Source organism: Streptomyces sp. NPDC049040 (assembly GCF_043197715.1).
Lineage (GTDB): Bacteria > Actinomycetota > Actinomycetes > Streptomycetales > Streptomycetaceae > Actinacidiphila.
Window position 1 is genome coordinate 53,824 of record NZ_JBICTO010000003.1, and the last position, 15,908, is coordinate 69,731.

Annotated in this window: 15 protein-coding genes and 1 riboswitch; of the genes, 2 read left to right on the forward strand and 13 right to left on the reverse strand. The window is 73.2% G+C overall.

The window, feature by feature from the left end:
* Positions 1-116 precede the first annotated feature (116 nt).
* From ACGFMP_RS09560 to ACGFMP_RS09610, 11 genes are all read right to left on the reverse strand, one after another.
* Positions 117-335: a hypothetical protein gene (locus ACGFMP_RS09560; RefSeq protein ID WP_393671446.1), complete on the reverse strand. Its 219-nt coding sequence runs from the start codon at positions 333-335 to the stop codon at positions 117-119.
* A complete protein-coding gene (locus tag ACGFMP_RS09565; protein WP_393671447.1) occupies positions 332-772 on the reverse strand; it encodes a hypothetical protein in 441 nt (146 codons plus the stop codon). The genes ACGFMP_RS09560 and ACGFMP_RS09565 overlap by 4 nt, the downstream gene beginning before the upstream one ends.
* Positions 773-828: 56 nt before the next feature.
* Positions 829-2,310: a sensor histidine kinase gene (locus ACGFMP_RS09570; protein WP_393671448.1), complete on the reverse strand. Its 1,482-nt coding sequence runs from the start codon at positions 2,308-2,310 to the stop codon at positions 829-831.
* The gene (locus tag ACGFMP_RS09575; RefSeq protein WP_393671449.1) at positions 2,307-3,041 is read right to left on the reverse strand and encodes a response regulator transcription factor; all 735 of its coding nucleotides are present in this window, start codon (positions 3,039-3,041) and stop codon (positions 2,307-2,309) included. Before ACGFMP_RS09575 ends, ACGFMP_RS09570 begins: the two co-directional genes overlap by 4 nt.
* Before the next feature lie 91 nt (positions 3,042-3,132).
* Complete coding sequence (locus ACGFMP_RS09580; RefSeq protein WP_393671450.1) at positions 3,133-4,515, reverse strand: ricin-type beta-trefoil lectin domain protein; 1,383 nt, start codon at positions 4,513-4,515, stop codon at positions 3,133-3,135.
* Positions 4,515-5,816: a ricin-type beta-trefoil lectin domain protein gene (locus tag ACGFMP_RS09585; RefSeq protein WP_393671452.1), complete on the reverse strand. Its 1,302-nt coding sequence runs from the start codon at positions 5,814-5,816 to the stop codon at positions 4,515-4,517. The genes ACGFMP_RS09580 and ACGFMP_RS09585 overlap by 1 nt, the downstream gene beginning before the upstream one ends.
* 216 nt (positions 5,817-6,032) lie before the next feature.
* Positions 6,033-7,010 (reverse strand): YbhN family protein, encoded by a 978-nt coding sequence (locus ACGFMP_RS09590; protein WP_393671453.1) that lies wholly within the window; start codon positions 7,008-7,010, stop codon positions 6,033-6,035.
* 497 nt (positions 7,011-7,507) lie between these two features.
* Positions 7,508-9,427, reverse strand: coding sequence for a ricin-type beta-trefoil lectin domain protein (locus ACGFMP_RS09595; RefSeq protein ID WP_393671454.1), 1,920 nt, complete (start codon positions 9,425-9,427; stop codon positions 7,508-7,510).
* A gap of 290 nt (positions 9,428-9,717) precedes the next feature.
* Positions 9,718-10,755, reverse strand: coding sequence for a LacI family DNA-binding transcriptional regulator (locus ACGFMP_RS09600; RefSeq protein ID WP_393671456.1), 1,038 nt, complete (start codon positions 10,753-10,755; stop codon positions 9,718-9,720).
* A gap of 163 nt (positions 10,756-10,918) precedes the next feature.
* Entirely contained in the window at positions 10,919-11,659 is a 741-nt protein-coding gene (locus ACGFMP_RS09605) for a class I SAM-dependent methyltransferase (RefSeq protein ID WP_393671457.1), read from the reverse strand.
* Between the two features lie 114 nt (positions 11,660-11,773).
* A complete protein-coding gene (locus ACGFMP_RS09610; RefSeq protein ID WP_393671458.1) occupies positions 11,774-12,799 on the reverse strand; it encodes an enoyl-CoA hydratase/isomerase family protein in 1,026 nt (341 codons plus the stop codon).
* Between the two features lie 115 nt (positions 12,800-12,914).
* A riboswitch (ZMP/ZTP riboswitch) is annotated at positions 12,915-13,004 on the forward strand.
* Positions 13,005-13,025: 21 nt separating this feature from the next.
* On the opposite strand from ACGFMP_RS09610, the gene ACGFMP_RS09615 reads away from it, so the two are divergent.
* The gene (locus ACGFMP_RS09615; protein WP_393671459.1) at positions 13,026-14,468 is read left to right on the forward strand and encodes a glycine hydroxymethyltransferase; all 1,443 of its coding nucleotides are present in this window, start codon (positions 13,026-13,028) and stop codon (positions 14,466-14,468) included.
* Between the two features lie 70 nt (positions 14,469-14,538).
* Here the strand turns inward: ACGFMP_RS09615 and ACGFMP_RS09620 are convergent, their stop codons facing one another.
* Together ACGFMP_RS09620 and ACGFMP_RS09625 are read right to left on the reverse strand one after the other, a co-directional pair.
* The gene (locus ACGFMP_RS09620; protein ID WP_393671460.1) at positions 14,539-14,820 is read right to left on the reverse strand and encodes a DUF4190 domain-containing protein; all 282 of its coding nucleotides are present in this window, start codon (positions 14,818-14,820) and stop codon (positions 14,539-14,541) included.
* An 80-nt stretch (positions 14,821-14,900) separates the two neighbouring features.
* Positions 14,901-15,053, reverse strand: coding sequence for a hypothetical protein (locus ACGFMP_RS09625; protein ID WP_393671461.1), 153 nt, complete (start codon positions 15,051-15,053; stop codon positions 14,901-14,903).
* A gap of 102 nt (positions 15,054-15,155) precedes the next feature.
* On the opposite strand from ACGFMP_RS09625, the gene ACGFMP_RS09630 reads away from it, so the two are divergent.
* Positions 15,156-15,794: a TetR family transcriptional regulator gene (locus ACGFMP_RS09630; protein WP_393671462.1), complete on the forward strand. Its 639-nt coding sequence runs from the start codon at positions 15,156-15,158 to the stop codon at positions 15,792-15,794.
* Positions 15,795-15,908: the final 114 nt, after the last annotated feature.

Below are 15,908 nucleotides of genomic sequence, written 5' to 3' on the forward strand. Positions count from 1 at the left end.
CGCCCCGGCAGCCCCACCCGGCCGGGAGGCGAAACCACCGGGGCCGGCCGCCCCGGAGCCGGGCCGGTGGCGCGGCGGGTGTGCGGCTCCGGGTGGGCCGGGCGGGGCGGCGGGGGTCAGTTGTCGGATGCGGCGTCGGAGTCGGCCGCCGAGGCTGCGGAGTCAGCGTCGTCCAGCAGCTTCTGCATGTGGGCGATCTCCGACGCGGCCGGGGCCGGCGAGGTGCTGCCCGGGGTGCCGGCCGCGCTGCCGTGGCTGCCGCAGCCGGTGAGCAGCAGCGCGGCCAGGGCTCCGGCCGGCAGCAGGGCGAGCGCCCGCCGGTGCGCCCGGCTCACTTGGTCTTGCCCTTCTTGGCGCCCTTGGCCGGGAAGTCCTGCGTGCCGCACCAGGTGCGTACGGCGCCGAGGTCGGTGGAGCGCTTGTTGAGGCTGGGGAGCAGCGACTGGCGGAAGGCCAGCCGGTCCTTGAGGAAGGTCGAGACGGCCGTGTCGCCCTTGGCGTCGGCGTTGGCGATCCGCTGCTGGACCCGGGCGATGGAGCCGCGCTCGGTGGCCGGGCCGTTGAGCCGGGCCAGTGCCCGGTCGATGTGCGCGTCGACCTGCGGCAGCCGCTTGCACAGCGCGCGGGCGCCGTCCCCGGTCGGCGCCTTGCCGGTCGCGGGGGCCGACGCGGAGGGCTTGGGGGTGGCGGTGTCGGCTGCGGCGGTCCCGGCCGCGGTGAGCAGGGCCGCGGCCGCCGCGGTGACGGCGACCGCGGTACGGGTGGTGCGCATGGTTGACCTCCTCGGTGACGGCACCGGCTGCTGCGCGGTGCCGGTTTCGCCGGAGGCTAGGAGCGGTCTTTGTGGAAACCTTGTGGCCCCGCGGGCACGGCGGCGTCCGCGGTGAGCCAGTCGCGCCGGCGGGGCAGGTCGGGGCCCTGCGCCATGTGGGGGATGTCGAGGACGAACCAGGCGCCGGGCGCGCCGTCCGGGCGGCCGGTCACGGTGGCGGTACCGCTGTGCAGCGCGGCCTGCTGGCCGACCAGGGCCAGGCCGAGGCCTGATCCGGGGCTGTCGGGGCGGCGCCGGAAGCGGGTGAAGACGGCGCTCGCGGCCTCGGGCGGCACACCGGGCCCGTGGTCGCCGACGGTCAGCCGTACGGCGGTGCCGTCAGGGGCGGGCCGCAGAGTGGCCTCGACCGGGCCCGATCCGTGCACGATCGCGTTGACCAGCAGGTTGTCGACGGCGGAGCGCAGGCCCTGCGGCCAGGCGCGTACGACGCAGGGACCCGCCGCGTCGGCGGTGATCCTGGCCGCCGGGTGGTCGCGGCGCAGGTCGCGCACCGCCGAGTCGAGGAGCTCCGCGAGGTCGACGGGCACGAAGGCGTCGGCCTCGACCAGGTCGCCCTGTGCGAGGGTGCGCAGCATCACCAGCAGGCCGAGCAGCCGTTCGTGGCCGGCCCGCAGGTCGGCGACGACCTCCGCGCGTTCCGCGCCCTCGGGTGCCGGGTCGCCGTCGAGGACGTCGAGGTTGATCCGCATGCTCATCAGCGGGGTGCGCAGTTCGTGGGACGCGGCGGCGGAGAAGGACCTGGCGGTGACCAGGGCTTCTGCGGTACGGGCGGCCTGCTCGTCGTAGCGGGCCAGGACGGTCTCCAGGGTGCGGGCCAGGCCGTCGACCTCGGGGACGCCGGTAGGGGCGTGGTCGAGCCGCGCGGCGCTGGTCCGCGGGTCGATGCCGGCGGCCCTGCGCTGGAGTGCGAGCAGCGGGCGTGCCAGGCGTACGGCGGCCAGCCACGCGGCGAGGCCGGCGGCCGGCGCGGTCAGCAGGGCGACGGTGAGCACCCGGCGGCGTACCTGGGCGATCTGCCGCTGGCCGGCGGCGTCGGTGGAGAACAGCCAGAGGGTGCCGGTCGCGTCCGGCCTCACCGCGGTGAGCGGCACGGCCAGCACCCGCCAGCTCCGCGGTCCCGCCGCGACGGTGACCGGGCGGGCGGCGTCCTGCGCCGGGGGCAGGGTGACGGACGCGGCGGGCTGCGGGCCGCCGGTGACCGTGCCGTCGGGACCCGCCACCCGGATGCCGACGTCGAGCGCCGTGGTGAACAGCTTGCGCTGCTTGGCCTGTTCGACGCTCGCCGGGCGGTCGTTGGCCATCGCCCGCAGCAGCCCGAGAGCCGCGGGGCGCACGGCGGCGGCGCGTTCGCGCAGGTGGGCGTCGCCCGCTGAGTGCACGTCCCGGCCGACCAGCCGGACCATGATCCAGCCGGAGCCGAGGACCAGCAGCGGCACGACGACGGCGACGGCCAGGGCGATGCGGGCGGAGAGTCTCATGTGCCGCTCCCGCCGCCGTCGCCGGGGCGCAGGACGAACCCGACGCCGCGTACGGTGTGCAGGATCCGGGGCCGGCCGCCGGCCTCCAGCTTGCGCCGCAGATAGCTGACGAAGGTGTCGACGGCGTCGGTGCGCACCTCGAAGTCGTAGCCCCACACCCGGTCGAGCAGCTGGTCGCGGGTGAGGACGATGCCGGTGTTGCGGGCCAGCGTCTCCAGCAGCTCGAACTCGCGCCGGGTCAGGTCGAGCGGGTCGCCGTCCCTGGTGGCGGTCCTTGCGGCCGGGTCGAGGACGAGGCCGCAGGCGCGCACCTGGTCGTCGGGGCGGGGCGGGCGGCGGCGCAGCAGCGCTCCGAGGCGCAGCACCAGCTCCTCGAGCGCGAAGGGCTTGACCAGGTAGTCGTCGGCGCCCGCCTGGAGTCCTGCGACGCGGTCGGCGACCTCGTCGAGGGCGGAGAGCACCAGCACCGGCAGGTCGTCGCCCGTGGCGCGCAGGGTGCGGCAGACCTCGATGCCGTCGATGCCCGGCATCGAGATGTCCAGCACCAGCACGTCGGGGGCGGTGGGGCCGCGGAGCAGGTCGAGCGCGGCGGCGCCGCCGTCGGCCTCGCCGACGGTGAAGCCGCGCAGCCGCAGGGCGCGGCCGAGGGAGCGGCGGATGGCGGCGTCGTCGTCGACCACCAGGACCCGCCCCCGCCCGTCGCCGCCGACGGGTTCCTTACTGCCTGTCATGGCGTGCTGCCTCCGCTCCCGGCCGTCGTCGCATGGTGCATCGCGGGAACCATGCCTACACGGCCGGGGGCGGAGTGCTGTTGCCGGGGTGTCACCCGCCGTACTGGGCGAAGGTGCGGGTGAAGTCCCAGGCCTGCTGCGAGACACCCGAGCAGGTGTCGTCATTGGGGTAGGCGCCGGAGCAGGGCCGGTCCCGGTTGGCCGACCAGAAGGTCAGCCGGGCCAGGTGGTGGGTCTGCGCGTACGCAAGGATGGTCCGGAAGTCGGCCACGGTGACGGTCTCGTTGTTGTCGGTGATGCCGTTCATCGAGGAGATGCCGCTGTGCCGGTAGGCCTGGTCGTCGGTGTAGCCGTAGGCGTTCTTCACCGCGTTCTTCAGGCCGTCCGCGGCCCTGGTGGTGAGGGTGCCCATGTTCTGGCCCGCGCCGCCGAAGTCGAAGGGCATGATCGTCCAGCTGTCGACGGTCAGGCCGGAGGCGGCCGCCTTGTTGATCAGACCGGCGTCGGGGCCGCTCTGCCCGGTGCCGATGGTGACGTAGACGGCGATGCCGGGGTTGTTCGCCTTGACGGTCTTGAGCGCGTCGACGGTGCGCTGCTGGACGGTCCCGTTGCTGTAGGCGTCGGCTTCGATGTCGATGTCGATGGCCCGCAGCCCGTAGGCGCTGATCACCTTCTGGTAGGCCCCGGCCAGCGCGCTCGCGCTGGTGCAGGACTGCTCCAGCTTGTTGCCGCTGTAGCCGCCGAAGGACGGGATCACGTCGCCGCCCGCGGCCCTGACCTTGTTGATGGTGGCCTGGTCGACGCCGCCGGTCAGCGGGCGTCCGCCGTCCCACTGCGGGTTGCAGGTGCCGTTGCTGAGCACGAAGGCGAGGGTGAACCACTTCACGCCGGTGGCGTTCATGACGGTGGTCGGGTCGGGCGGGTTGCCCCAGCCGTTGTAGAGGTACGGTGCCACCGCCTGCACGCCGTTCGCGGGCGGCGGGCTGGTCGGGGGCGTGCCGCCGCCGGTGGGCAGCGTCCACTTCTGGTTGGCGGCGGCGGTGCAGTCCCAGATCTGCAGCCTGGTGCCGTTGGCGGAACTGGGTCCCGTGGCGTCCAGGCAGCGTCCGGAGCCGGTGTTGACCAGCTGGCCGCCGCTCGCGGTCCACTTCTGGGCGTTGCTGCCGTTGCAGTCGTAGAGCTGGACCTTCGTACCGTTGGCGGTGCCCGCGGCGGTGACGTCCATGCACTTGCCGAGCGCCCTGATCGTGCCGTCGGAGCCCACGGTCCAGGACTGCGCGGAGCTGCCGTTGCAGTCGTAGAGCTGCACCGCGGCGCCGTTGGCGGTGCTCGCGCCCGCGACGTCGACGCACTTGCCGCCGTAGCCGGTGATCGCGCCGGACGGGTCGGCGCCTGAGGCCTGGGTGATGCCGAAGGTGCCCAGGGTGCCGGCCGCGAGGGCCGCGACGAGCGCGAGGGAGTGTTGTCTTCTCATCAGCCGGTCACGGTCCACTTCTGGTTGGCGGCGCCGGTGCAGGTCCAGATCTGGAGCCTGGTGCCGTTGGCCGAGCTGTTGCCTGTCGCATCGAGGCACTTGTTCGCCGCGGGGTTGACGATGTCGTGGGCGGCGCTGACGGCCCATTTCTGGGCGTTGCTGCCGTTGCAGTCGTAGAGCTGGACCTTCGTGCCGTCCGCCGTGCCGGCCGCGGTCACGTCGAGGCACTTGCCGAGCGCCCTGATCGTGCCGTCGGAGCCGACCGTCCAGGACTGCGCCGAGGTGCCGTTGCAGTCGTAGAGCTGCACCGCGGCGCCGTTGGCGGTGCTCGCGCCCGCGACGTCGACGCACTTGCCCGCGATGCCGGTGATGGCGTGGCCGCCGCCGCCCGTGCCGCCCCCGGTGCTGCCACCGGTGCCGCCCGAGCTGTCGGAGGTGGTCACATGCACGTAGTCGACCACGAGCTGCTGCGGGAAGGTGGTGGCGCTGTTCGGGTCGCCGGGCCAGTAGCCGCCGACGGCCAGGTTCATGATCAGGTAGAACGGGTGGTCGTACACCCAGCGGTTGCCGTTGAGGTCGGCGGGGGTGCGGGTCTCGTAGACGTTGCCGTCCACCGACCACTTGATCGAATTGGGCGCCCAGTCGACGGCGAAGGTGTGGAAGGCGTCGGAGAAGCTCTGCCCGTTGGGGAGCGTGTATCCGGCGCCGATGCCGTTCGCGCCGGAGTAGCCGGGGCCGTGGATGGTGCCGTGGACGCTGCCGGGCTCGAAGCCGACGTTCTCCATGATGTCGATCTCGCCGTCGGTCGGCCAGTTGCCGCCGCCGAGCATCCAGAACGCCGGCCACATGCCCTGGCCGCGCGGGAGCTTCATCCGCGTCTCGAAGTGGCCGTAGGCCTGGCTGAACTTCTGCGGTGTCGACAGCCGGGCCGAGGTGTACTGGCAGGTGCCGTACCAGCACTGGTAGTTGGCCGGGTTCTCCTTGCGGGCGGTGATGACCAGGTCGCCCTGGCCGTCGAGGGCGGCGTTGTGGGTGCCGCTGGTGTAGTACTCGCGCTCGTGGTTGTTGACGTTGTCACCGGTCTCGTAGCCCCATTTGGAGCCGTCGACCGCGCTGCCTGCGGGGCCGTTGAAGTCGTCGGTGAAGGTGGCGGTGGCGGCCGCGGGTGCCGCTTCGGGGGCGGCGCCGCGCGCGCCGGACGCGGACTGCTGGAGCAGGCCGCCGAGCAGCAGGGCGGCCGCGGCCAGCAGCGGGAGGGGGCGTATCCGTCTGATCCGTCGGGTGGGGGGTGATGCCGACATGCCGGACTCCTCGGTAGGGGCGGCGGAAACACGGGCCGGAGCACAAGGGGAGGTCATGCTCCTGACAGAGGGCGAGCCGGATCGCGCCCGGGCGGATTGCCGTCCCCCGGGGCGAACTTCGCTCACGTCTTAGTTCAGGACGTGATTTAAATGGCGGGGGGAAGTGGCGTCAATACTTCCGGCAAAGGTCTGTACCAAGAACTTCCCGCGGGACCCTCACAGTTCGCGCCGTCGCACCAGCACCGCCAGCACCAGAACCCCCGGCACCAGCGGCAGCCAGGCCGTCACCAGCCGGTAGCCCAGGACGGCGGAAGTGGCGGCGACCGCGGAGGCCCCCGCGGTCACCAGCGCCAGGCCGAGGGCGGCGTCCAGCGACCCGAGACCGGCCGGAGTGGGCAGCCAGCCGGCGGCGGTGCTGGCGAAGAGGTACGCCACCACGACCCCGCTCACCGGCACCGGCGCATGCACCGCCCGCACCACCGAGACCAGGACGGCGGCGTGCATGGCGGGGAAGGCGAGCGAGCCTCCCCACAGCGCCGCCACCCGGGACCGGTTGCCGTGCAGCACCCGGACGTCGCGCGCGACGGACCCGAGGAAGTCCCGCAGCCGGTCCCGCAGCCGGCGGGCGCACCGGGTCAGCACCACGCCGCCCGCCACGATCGCCGCGGCCACCCCGGCGATCACCAGCGGATGGTCGGGGACCTCGGGCCCGCCGCCGGTGACCCGGTGCAGGTGCAGCGCACCGGGGAAGAGCGCCAGCACGGCGAGCAGCAAGGCGACCCGGCCGATCACCGCGGCGCAGGCGCGGACCGCCAGCGCCGCCACGGAGCGGCTCGGGCTCAGCCCCCTGCGCACCAGGAACCGCAGGTTGACGGCATTGCCGCCGACACCCGCGGGCAGGATGTGGTTGGCCGCGGAGGCGGCGAACTGCGCGGCAAGCAGCAGCCCCGGCGGCAGCCGTTCGACCACGGCGCCCTGCTGGGCGGTGGCCGAGCAGACCCAGGTCATGAAGGCGGCGAAGCAGGCGACCGCCAGCCACTCGCCGTCCGCGGAGCCCAGCCGGCCCGCGGAGGAGTCGATCATCGGCCACTTGCCGGCCACCACCACCGCGACGACGGCCACCGGCACCAGCACCGCCATCGACCGCACGGAAGCACGCTGCCAGCCGACACCCTCGCTGCGGGCGATGGACACGGGGACTCCTCGTCGCGTGGGGCACGGCAGTGGGGCGCCGCAGGGAGCGGGACAGCGGTCCTGGCAAGGCGTGCCAGGGCGCGGGTCAGGGCCGGGCGGTACGGGCGGGGTGGGCGGTGCGGCCGACCGGAAGCGGACGCTCCACCAGGTTAGGCGGCGAGGGCTGCCGCGTCCCATCAGCACACGGCCACCTGGGTCAACGTCTGACAAACAGCTGTCGACGGCGGAGTGCGCCATCCCGGGCCTCCCGGCCGGCCTCAGCCGGCCAGGGCCTCCCGGCCCCCGGGGGCCGAGGACTCCGGACGCCTTCCCGATCGCCGGGCCGCGGCCTCCCGACCGTCTGCCCCGGCCTCGGGTCCCGGCCTTCGTACCGCCCCGGGACATGCCGGATCGCCGGCCCGCGCTGGCTGCGCGGACCGGCGGCCCTCTTCCTCTTCCTTCGGCGAGGCCGACCGCGGTGAGAGGTCCGCGTACCGGCCGTTCAGGGGGTCAGCGGATCACGCGGCCGGCGCGCTCCACTGCTGGTTGGCGGCTCCGGTGCAGTCCCAGATCTGGAGCCTGGTGCCGTTGGCGGAACTCGGCCCGGTCGCGTCCAGGCATCTGCCGGACTGCGGGTTGACCAGGGTGCTGTTCGCCCCGCGGGTCCAGACCTGCGAGCCGGTGCCGTTGCAGTCGTACAGCTGCACCGTGGTGCCGTTGGCGGTACCGGCGGCCGCGACGTCCATGCACTTGCCGAGCGCCTGGAGGGTGCTTCCCGACGCGGTCCAGGACTGGGCGGAGGTGCCGTTGCAGTCGTAGAGCTGCACGGCGGCACCGTTGGTGGACGCCGAGCCTGCGACGTCGACGCACTTGCCGCCGTAGCCGGTGATGGTCCCGGTGTGGCCGCCCCCGGTGCCGCCGCCGGTGCCGGGCGTGCCGGCCCAGGTGAAGGTGGCGGAGGCGCCGCCGGGCAGCGAGTAGGAGAAGTTCTCGTTGCCCCAGTTGACCCGGAGGGTCTGCGCGGAGGACGACTCGTTGTAGGCGATGAGCGCCTTGGAGCCGTCGGGGTTGCGCCAGGCGACGTTGCGGACCGTGGAGTTGTCGGTGGAGGCGATCCGGGTGGCGCCGGGCTTCACGAACTTGGTGAGCTGGCCCATCGTGTAGTACTCGATCGTGTAGTCCACCTGCCCGCTGCGGCCGTCACCGTTGTGCACGGTGATCAGGCCGGTGCAGGTGCCGCAACCGCCGTTGTGCGGGCCCATGTTCTGATCGACCGCCAGGCTCCACTTGACCCAGCTCTGGCCCCAGTTCCGGGTGTAGTCGATCAGGTTCTCCATGTCCTCCTTCTGCTGGTTGGCGATCCAGGTGCCACCGGAGTGCTCGGTGTCGAAGGCGGGGAGGGTCGGGTACTGGTTGTGGATCGTGGTCTGCTCGCCGACGCTGCCGCCGTAGCCGTGCCAGGCGATCCCGCCGAAGTTGGGGTCGTTGCGCACGGCGGCGTCGGTGACCGTGGGGGCCGCGTAGCTGTCGTAGGTGTCCCAGTTCCAGTCGAGCGCGAGGACCTTGGTGGGCAGCCCCGCCGCGTGCAGTGCGGGCAGCAGGTTGGTCTTGGTGAAGTAGGCCAGGCCCGCGCCGTTCCACTGCGCCGACGGGTAGCCGTTGCAGCAGGTCGGCTCGTTCTGCACGGTGATGTAGTCCACCGGGACGCCCTGCGCCTGGTAGGCCTGGAGGTACTTGACGAAGTACTGCGCGTAGGCCGCGTAGTACTGCGACTCCAGCCAGCCCTGGCTGTAGGCGTCGTTGTCCTTCATCCACGGCGGCGGGGTCCACGGCGTGGCCATGACCTTGACGTTCGGGTTGAGCTGCCGCGCCTGCTTGGTGAGCGGGACGACGTCGGCCAGGTCGTGGGCGATGGAGAAGTGCGCCAGGCCCGGGTCGGTCTGGCCCGCGGGCATGTCGTCGTACGTGTAGTTGCCGCGCGCCAGGTCCGACGCGCCCATGGGGTTGCGCAGGAAGCCGAGGCCGATCCCGTTCACCGGGTCGAACAGCTTCTGCATGACGGTGTTGCGGGTCGACGCCGAAAGGGCGCCGCTGCTGTTCATCAGCCAGGCCGCGGTGTCGGTGAACGACGCGCCGCCGCCGGTGAACTGCTGGTATCGGGTGGCCTCGTCCACCGTCACGTTCTGGCCGGAACCTCCGGTGCCGGCGGCGAAGGACAGCGGGGCCTGCTGCTCCAGGCCCTTGACGACGTTGCGGCCGCCCGAGTCGCTGGTGGTGGTGAGGTAGACCTGCACGCTCTCGCCCGCCGCGTGCGCGGTCGCGGGTACGGCGAGCATGGGGGTGACCGCCGCGGCTGCGGCGGTGAGCGTCCCGACGATGATGCGTCGCAGCCGGGATCCGGAGGATCTGCCCGTGTGGGGCCGGGTTTCTGCGCTCATGGGTCGTTGCCTTTCTCGGCACGATGGCATGGGCCTGACATGGCTGAGCATGCGGCGAGGGGGTCCGCACGCTTGTTTCACACCTTGTTTCACGACTTATATCGCGACGTGATTTAACTAGCGCGCATCACGGCCGTCAAGGGATCGAACGGCGGGCGCCGTCGTGAAACACCATGTAACGAAGGGTGGTTGACCGCTTCAGCGACACGGCCGGCGACCGCGCCCCACCTCAGGCGCGGCGGCAGAAGGCGCCGAGGCGCCGGCCGGCCAGTGGTCCCTCAGGGCAGGCCCTAGGACTGGGGCCAGGAGCCGCAGGGCGCGGTGCTGCCGCGGGGGACGAGGGCGGGCGGCGGGAGCAGGATGTCGGGGACGGGGGTGCCGTCGATCAGCGAGAGGAGCGCGGTGGCGGCCCGCTCGCCGTACTCCATGACCCTGCGGCTGACCGCGGTCAGCGCGGGGTGCACCAGCCGGCACAGCTCGCTGTCGTCCCAGGCGACGAGCGAGAGTTCGCCGGGCACCGACACGCCCATCTCCTGGGTGACGCTCAGCGCGGCCACCGCCATCACGTCGTTGTCGTAGACGATCGCGGTGGGCCGCAGCGACCCGGACAGCAGGCGCCGGGTGGCCCGCGCGCCGTCCTCGCCCGAGTAGTCGGTGTAGACGCAGGGCACGCCGTCGAGGCCGAGTTCCGCGGTGGCGGCGTCGAAGGCCTCGCCGCGCTCCCTGGTGTGCACGAAGTGCGCGGGGCCCGCGACCCGGGCGATCCTGCGGTGCCCCATCGCGGCCAGGTAGGCCAGCGTCTCGCGCACCGCCGCGGCGTCGTTGATCCACACCGACGGCACCCCCGAGGTGACGGCCGCGTGCCCGATCACGACCGCGGGCAGGCCGAGTTCGGCGACCAGGCCGAGCCGGTGGTCCTGCTCGCGCAGGTCGACGATCAGCACCCCGTCGACCCTGCGCTCCCCCCACCAGCGCCGGTAGGCGACCTCTTCCGCCCTGGTGTCGTCGGTGACCTGGAGCAGCAGCGCGGTGCCGGTCGGGGCGAGGCCCGCCTCGACGCCGGAGATCAGCTGCATGAAGAACGGCTCGATGCCCAGCACCCAGGCCGGCCGGTCCACCACCAGGCCGATCGCGCCGCTGCGCCCGTCGGACAGCGCTCGGGCGGCGCTGCTGGGGTGCCAGCCCATCCGCGCGGCGATCTCCAGGATCCTGGCCCTGGTCACCTCGGACACGCCCGCCTTGCCGTTGAGCGCGTAGGACACGGCGCCCTTGGACACACCGGCGGCCTCGGCGATGTCGGCGATGGTGGGACGCTTCTTGGGGCTCATGTCGGCCTCGATACGGCAGGGCGGCCCGCGGGCCGTGAACGACGGGTTCGGCTGGCGGTGGGAGTGATCAGCCCGCACACCTTAACAACGCACAACCCGCTCGGGCACGGCCAGGCAGGGCCTGGATCCGCCCCGCGCGCTCAACCGGTTGAGCTGTCGCCGATCACGCCCGGGTCGCCGAGATCTCCAGCCGTACGTAGTCCGCGACCGGCTCGGCGAGACGGCCGGCGACCGCGCGGACGAACGGATCGCGGTCGGCGTCCGGCATCGCGTCCAGATGGGCGCCCAGGATCACCGTGGCCAGATACGCCTCGAACTGCCCGCCCGGCTCGAACCTGGCGGGCGCGGGCCGCAGCGCCACCTCGATGTCGGTGAAGCCGGCCGCGGCGAGGCGCTGCCGGGTGTCGTCGGCGCCGGCGAAGTCCCACATGTCCGGTGCGCCGCCGAGGACGTCGGCGACGGCCGCGTTGACCGCCGCGATGTTCCCCCTGCCGCCGCACTCGGCGACCAGGCGGCCGCCGGGTCGCAGCCGGGCGGCCAGCGCGGAGAAGAGGGCTGCGTGGTCCTCGATCCAGTGGAAGGCGGCGACGCTGAACACCGCGTCGACCTCGCCGTCGAAGGGCAGCGGCCGGGTCAGGTCGGCGTGCACCACCTCGACCCGGTCGAGCCTGCCGGCCAGCCGGTCGCGCAGCTTGTCCAGCATGCGGACGGAGCCGTCCACCGCCACCACCCGGCCGTCCGGCAGCAGGTCGAGCAGCCCCTCGGTGTCGCGGCCGGTGCCGCAGCCGGCGTCGAGCACTCGCTCGTCCCCCGTGAGCGGCAGGCGCGCCAGGGTGCGCCGGCCCCAGTCGAGGTGCGGCAGCGGCAGCGCGTCATAGGCCTTCGCGTCCCATTCCCGAGGCATCGCGGGGTGCTCCTGTCGTCGTCACTTCCCGCCGAGGCCCGGCGAGTTCACGGTCACGCTACGCCCGCGGTCCGCATGGTGAAACTGCCATCTCACATTCTGAGCAGCAAAAGGTCACCTCTGCCCGGCGGACGGCCAGCGGGGCTTGCGGTCCTTGTCGACGAGTGCGGCCCGCACACCCTCGTGGAAGTCGGCGGTACGGGCGGTGTGGCACGCCAGGTCCAACTCGCGCTCCAGGCACTCCTCCAGGGTCGACCCCGCACCTGCCCGCAGCAGGCCGAAGGTGACGGCAAGGCTCGCGGGCGAGGCCGCGTCCAGCAGGGCGAGCGTGTCGTCCGCCCAGTCGCCCGCCCGCGTCTCGGCGGCCAGCCGGGCCCGCACCCCTGCGAGGTCGGGCGCCGAGAAGCAGCGGGCGATCGCGTCCGCGTGCTCGTGCGCGTCCCCCGGCCGCGGCGGCACCGCGAAGCGCCGCAGGACCGGCCCCGGGTCGCCCTCCCCGCCGTCGCCGGTCAGCGCGGCCTCGAGCGCGGGCAGGTCGCAGGCGGGCACGTGGTGCGTGGCAAGCCCGCAGGCCACGGCGGCCGGCCCGGTGACCCGCGCCCCGGTCAGCCCCAGATACCAGCCGAACGCGCCCGGCAGCCGGGGCAGGAAGTGGCTCGCGCCGATGTCGGGGAAGAAGCCGATGGCGGTCTCCGGCATGGCCAGGGACGCGCGTTCCGTCACCACCCGCGCCGAGCCGTGCACGGAGATGCCCAGGCCGCCGCCCATCGCGTAGCCGTCGATCAGGGCGGTGTACGGCTTGGGGTAGCGGGCGATCAGCGCGTCGAGGGCGTACTCGGCGGAGAAGTACGCACGGACCGCGGCGTCGTCGCCTGCCATGCCCGCCGACCGCATCGCCAGGATGTCGCCGCCGGCGCAGAACGCCTTGGGCGAGGCGCTGCGGACGACCACAGACCGTACGGCGGGGTCGTCCCGCCACACCGTGAGTGCGCGGGTCATGAGGCGGACCATCGTGAGGTCGAGTGCGTTCAGTGCGGACGGGCGCGCCAGCTCGATCACTCCGGTGCCGTTCGGCGCCACCCGGGTGCGTACCGGCTCTCCTGGCTCGGACCGGTCCTGCGGGCCGGGGTCCTGGTGCATGCTGCTCCCTGCGTCGTGCCGTGCCCTCCACGGGCCGCGGCTCCATGAAACACCCGGCGCGCGCGGCCCTTCCCCGAAGGGGCAGGACCGGCGGCACCCGGGGATTGATAGGGTCGGCGTGAGCCGTGACTGGCGCGCTGGGATGGGGTCAACCATCGGGGAGCGGCTCGTCGTGACCAAAGAGCCGTGCGCCTGGGCCGTCCCGTAGACGAACCGGAGGACCGCCATGGCCGAGCAGTACAGCACCGAGTCGATCGCCTTCCGCAGCGCGCTCGAGGTGATCCGCGGGGTCGAGCCGCGGGTGGCCGACGCCATCTCCGCCGAGCTGACCGACCAGCGCGAGATGCTCAAGCTGATCGCGAGCGAGAACTACGCCTCCCCCGCCGTGCTGCTGGCGATGGGCAACTGGTTCAGCGACAAGTACGCCGAGGGCACGGTCGGCCGCCGCTTCTACGCGGGCTGCCGCAACGTCGACACGGTCGAGGCGCTGGCCGCGGAGCACGCCCGCAACGTCTTCGGCGCCGCGCACGCCTACGCCCAGCCGCACTCCGGGATCGACGCCAACCTGGTGGCCTTCTGGGCGGTGCTCTCCCAGCGGGTGGAGACGCCGGGGCTGGCCAGGGCCGGGGTGCGGCAGGTCAACGACCTGTCGGACCAGGACTGGGCGCAGCTGCGGTCCGAGTTCGGCAACCAGCGGATGCTGGGCATGTCGCTCGACGCCGGCGGCCACCTCACGCACGGCTTCCGGCCCAACATCTCGGGCAAGATGTTCGACCAGCGCAGCTACGGCACCGACCCGGAGACCGGGCTGCTGGACTACGAGGCGCTGCGCGCGACGGCCCGCGAATTCCGTCCGCTGATCATCGTGGCCGGCTACTCCGCCTACCCGCGGCTGGTCAACTTCCGCATCATGCGGGAGATCGCCGACGAGGTGGGCGCGACCCTGATGGTCGACATGGCCCACTTCGCGGGCCTGGTGGCAGGCAAGGTGCTGACCGGCGACTTCGACCCGGTACCGCACGCGAACATCGTCACGACCACCACCCACAAGTCGCTGCGCGGCCCGCGCGGCGGCATGGTGCTGTGCGACGACTCGCTGGCCGAGCACGTCGACCGGGGCTGCCCGATGGTGCTCGGCGGCCCGCTGCCGCACGTGATGGCGGCGAAGGCGGTCGCGCTGGCCGAGGCGTCCCGGCCGGAGTTCGGCGCGTACGCGCACCGGATCGTGGACAATTCGCGGGCGCTGGCCGAGGGCCTGCTCACCCGGGGCGCGAAGCTGGTCACCGGCGGCACCGACAACCACCTGGTGCTCATCGACGTGTCCGGCTACGGCCTGACGGGCCGGCAGGCCGAGGCGGCGCTGCTGGACGCGGGCATCGTCACCAACCGCAACTCGGTGCCGCAGGACCCGAACGGCGCCTGGTACACCTCGGGCATCAGGATCGGCACCCCGGCGCTGACCACCCGCGGCCTGGGCGCGCAGGAGATGGACGAGATCGCCGGGCTCATCGACACCGTGCTGTCGGGGACGACGGCCGCGGCGGCGCCCAAGGGCGGCCTGTCGAAGGCGCACCACGTGCTGGACGCGGGCGTCGCCGACCAGGTGGCCAAGCGGGCGTCGGACCTGCTGTCCGGTTTCCCGCTCTACCCGGGCATCGATCTGAGCTGACCCGTTGACGCGCGAGGGAGGCCCGGCCGATCGGCCGGGCCTCCCTCGCGCGTTGCGGGCGGTCGCCGGGTCAGCCGAAGGACCAGAGCACGCCGTGCCCCGCCACCGTCAGCGCGAGCTGGATCGCCAGGCCCGCGACGCCGAGGGCGAGGCCGAGCAGCGCGCGGCCCCGGCGGCGGGTGCCGCGGGCCAGCGCGCTGAGCGCCAGCACGATCGCGGCCGGGCCGAGCACCAGGTTGAGGACCAGCAGGCCTGGCAGGCCGAGCAGGAAGGAGGCGACGGCCATGCCGTCGGCGTCACGGGTGGGCGCGGCAGGTGTGCCGGTCGCGGCCGGCTGGGCTGCGGTGTTCACGGTGTCCTCTCCGGGAACGTCGGGGTGGGCGGTCGGTCGGTGTTCGGGCTGCCGAGTGCGCACATGGTGCCGCGCACCGGTCAGCCGCGGTGCCGGGCGACGGCCTCGCGCACCGCGAAGGCGAGCAGCCAGGCCGCGATGGCGGCGGACGCGACGGTGAATGCGGTCAGCGAGATGTGGGCGCTGGTGCCCATCACGACACCGATGCCCAGCAGGAGGACGACGAGGCTCATATCGGCTGCACCTCCGAGGAGTTCGGGATTTCGGATAACACTTGTTCACTGAGTCCGACTCTACAGTGGCGAGACTGGGAGAACGGTTGTTTACTGAATGACATGAGTCACACATCAGGGGTCCGGCAGGTCCGGAAGGAGCAGACGCGGCAGGCGCTGCTGGACGCCGGACTGCGGCTCCTCGACCGGCAGAGCCTGAGCAGCCTGGGGCTGCGCGAGGTCACCCGGGCCGTCGGGGTCGCGCCCGCCGCCTTCTACCGGCACTTCCCCGACATGGCCGCGCTGGGCGTGGCCCTGGTCGGCGAGGCGCTGGGCAGCCTGCATGCGGTGATCAGGGACGCGATGGCGGCCGGCGGCCAGGACTCGGACGAGCTGATCGACCGCACGGTGGCGATCACCGCCGCCTACGCGGACGAGCACCGGGCGCACATCCGCTTCATCGCGCGGGAGCGGTACGGCGGGGTGCAGGCCGTGCGCGAGGCCATCGCCGCCGAACTGGGGCGCTTCACCGACGAGGTGGCGGCGGGGCTCGCCGCACAGCCGGCGTCGGCGGGATGGAGCCCTGCCGACCTGCGGGTGCTTGCCGGGCTCTACGTCGACCACATGGTGATGACGGCCGCCGCCGTCATGGAGGCGCCGCAGGACGACCCGGCGGCCAGGGCACAGATCATCCGCGCGGCCAGGCTGCGGATGCGGATCATCAGCCTCGGGCGGAGCCACTGGACGAGCGAACGGGGCTGAGCCCGCCCTCGGCCTTCCCCCGAGGAGGCCGCTCCCACCGCGGGGACCGCTTCCACCGCGGGGACCGCTTCAGCCGAAGAGGCCGCTTCGACCGCAGGGTCAGCTTCTGCCGCG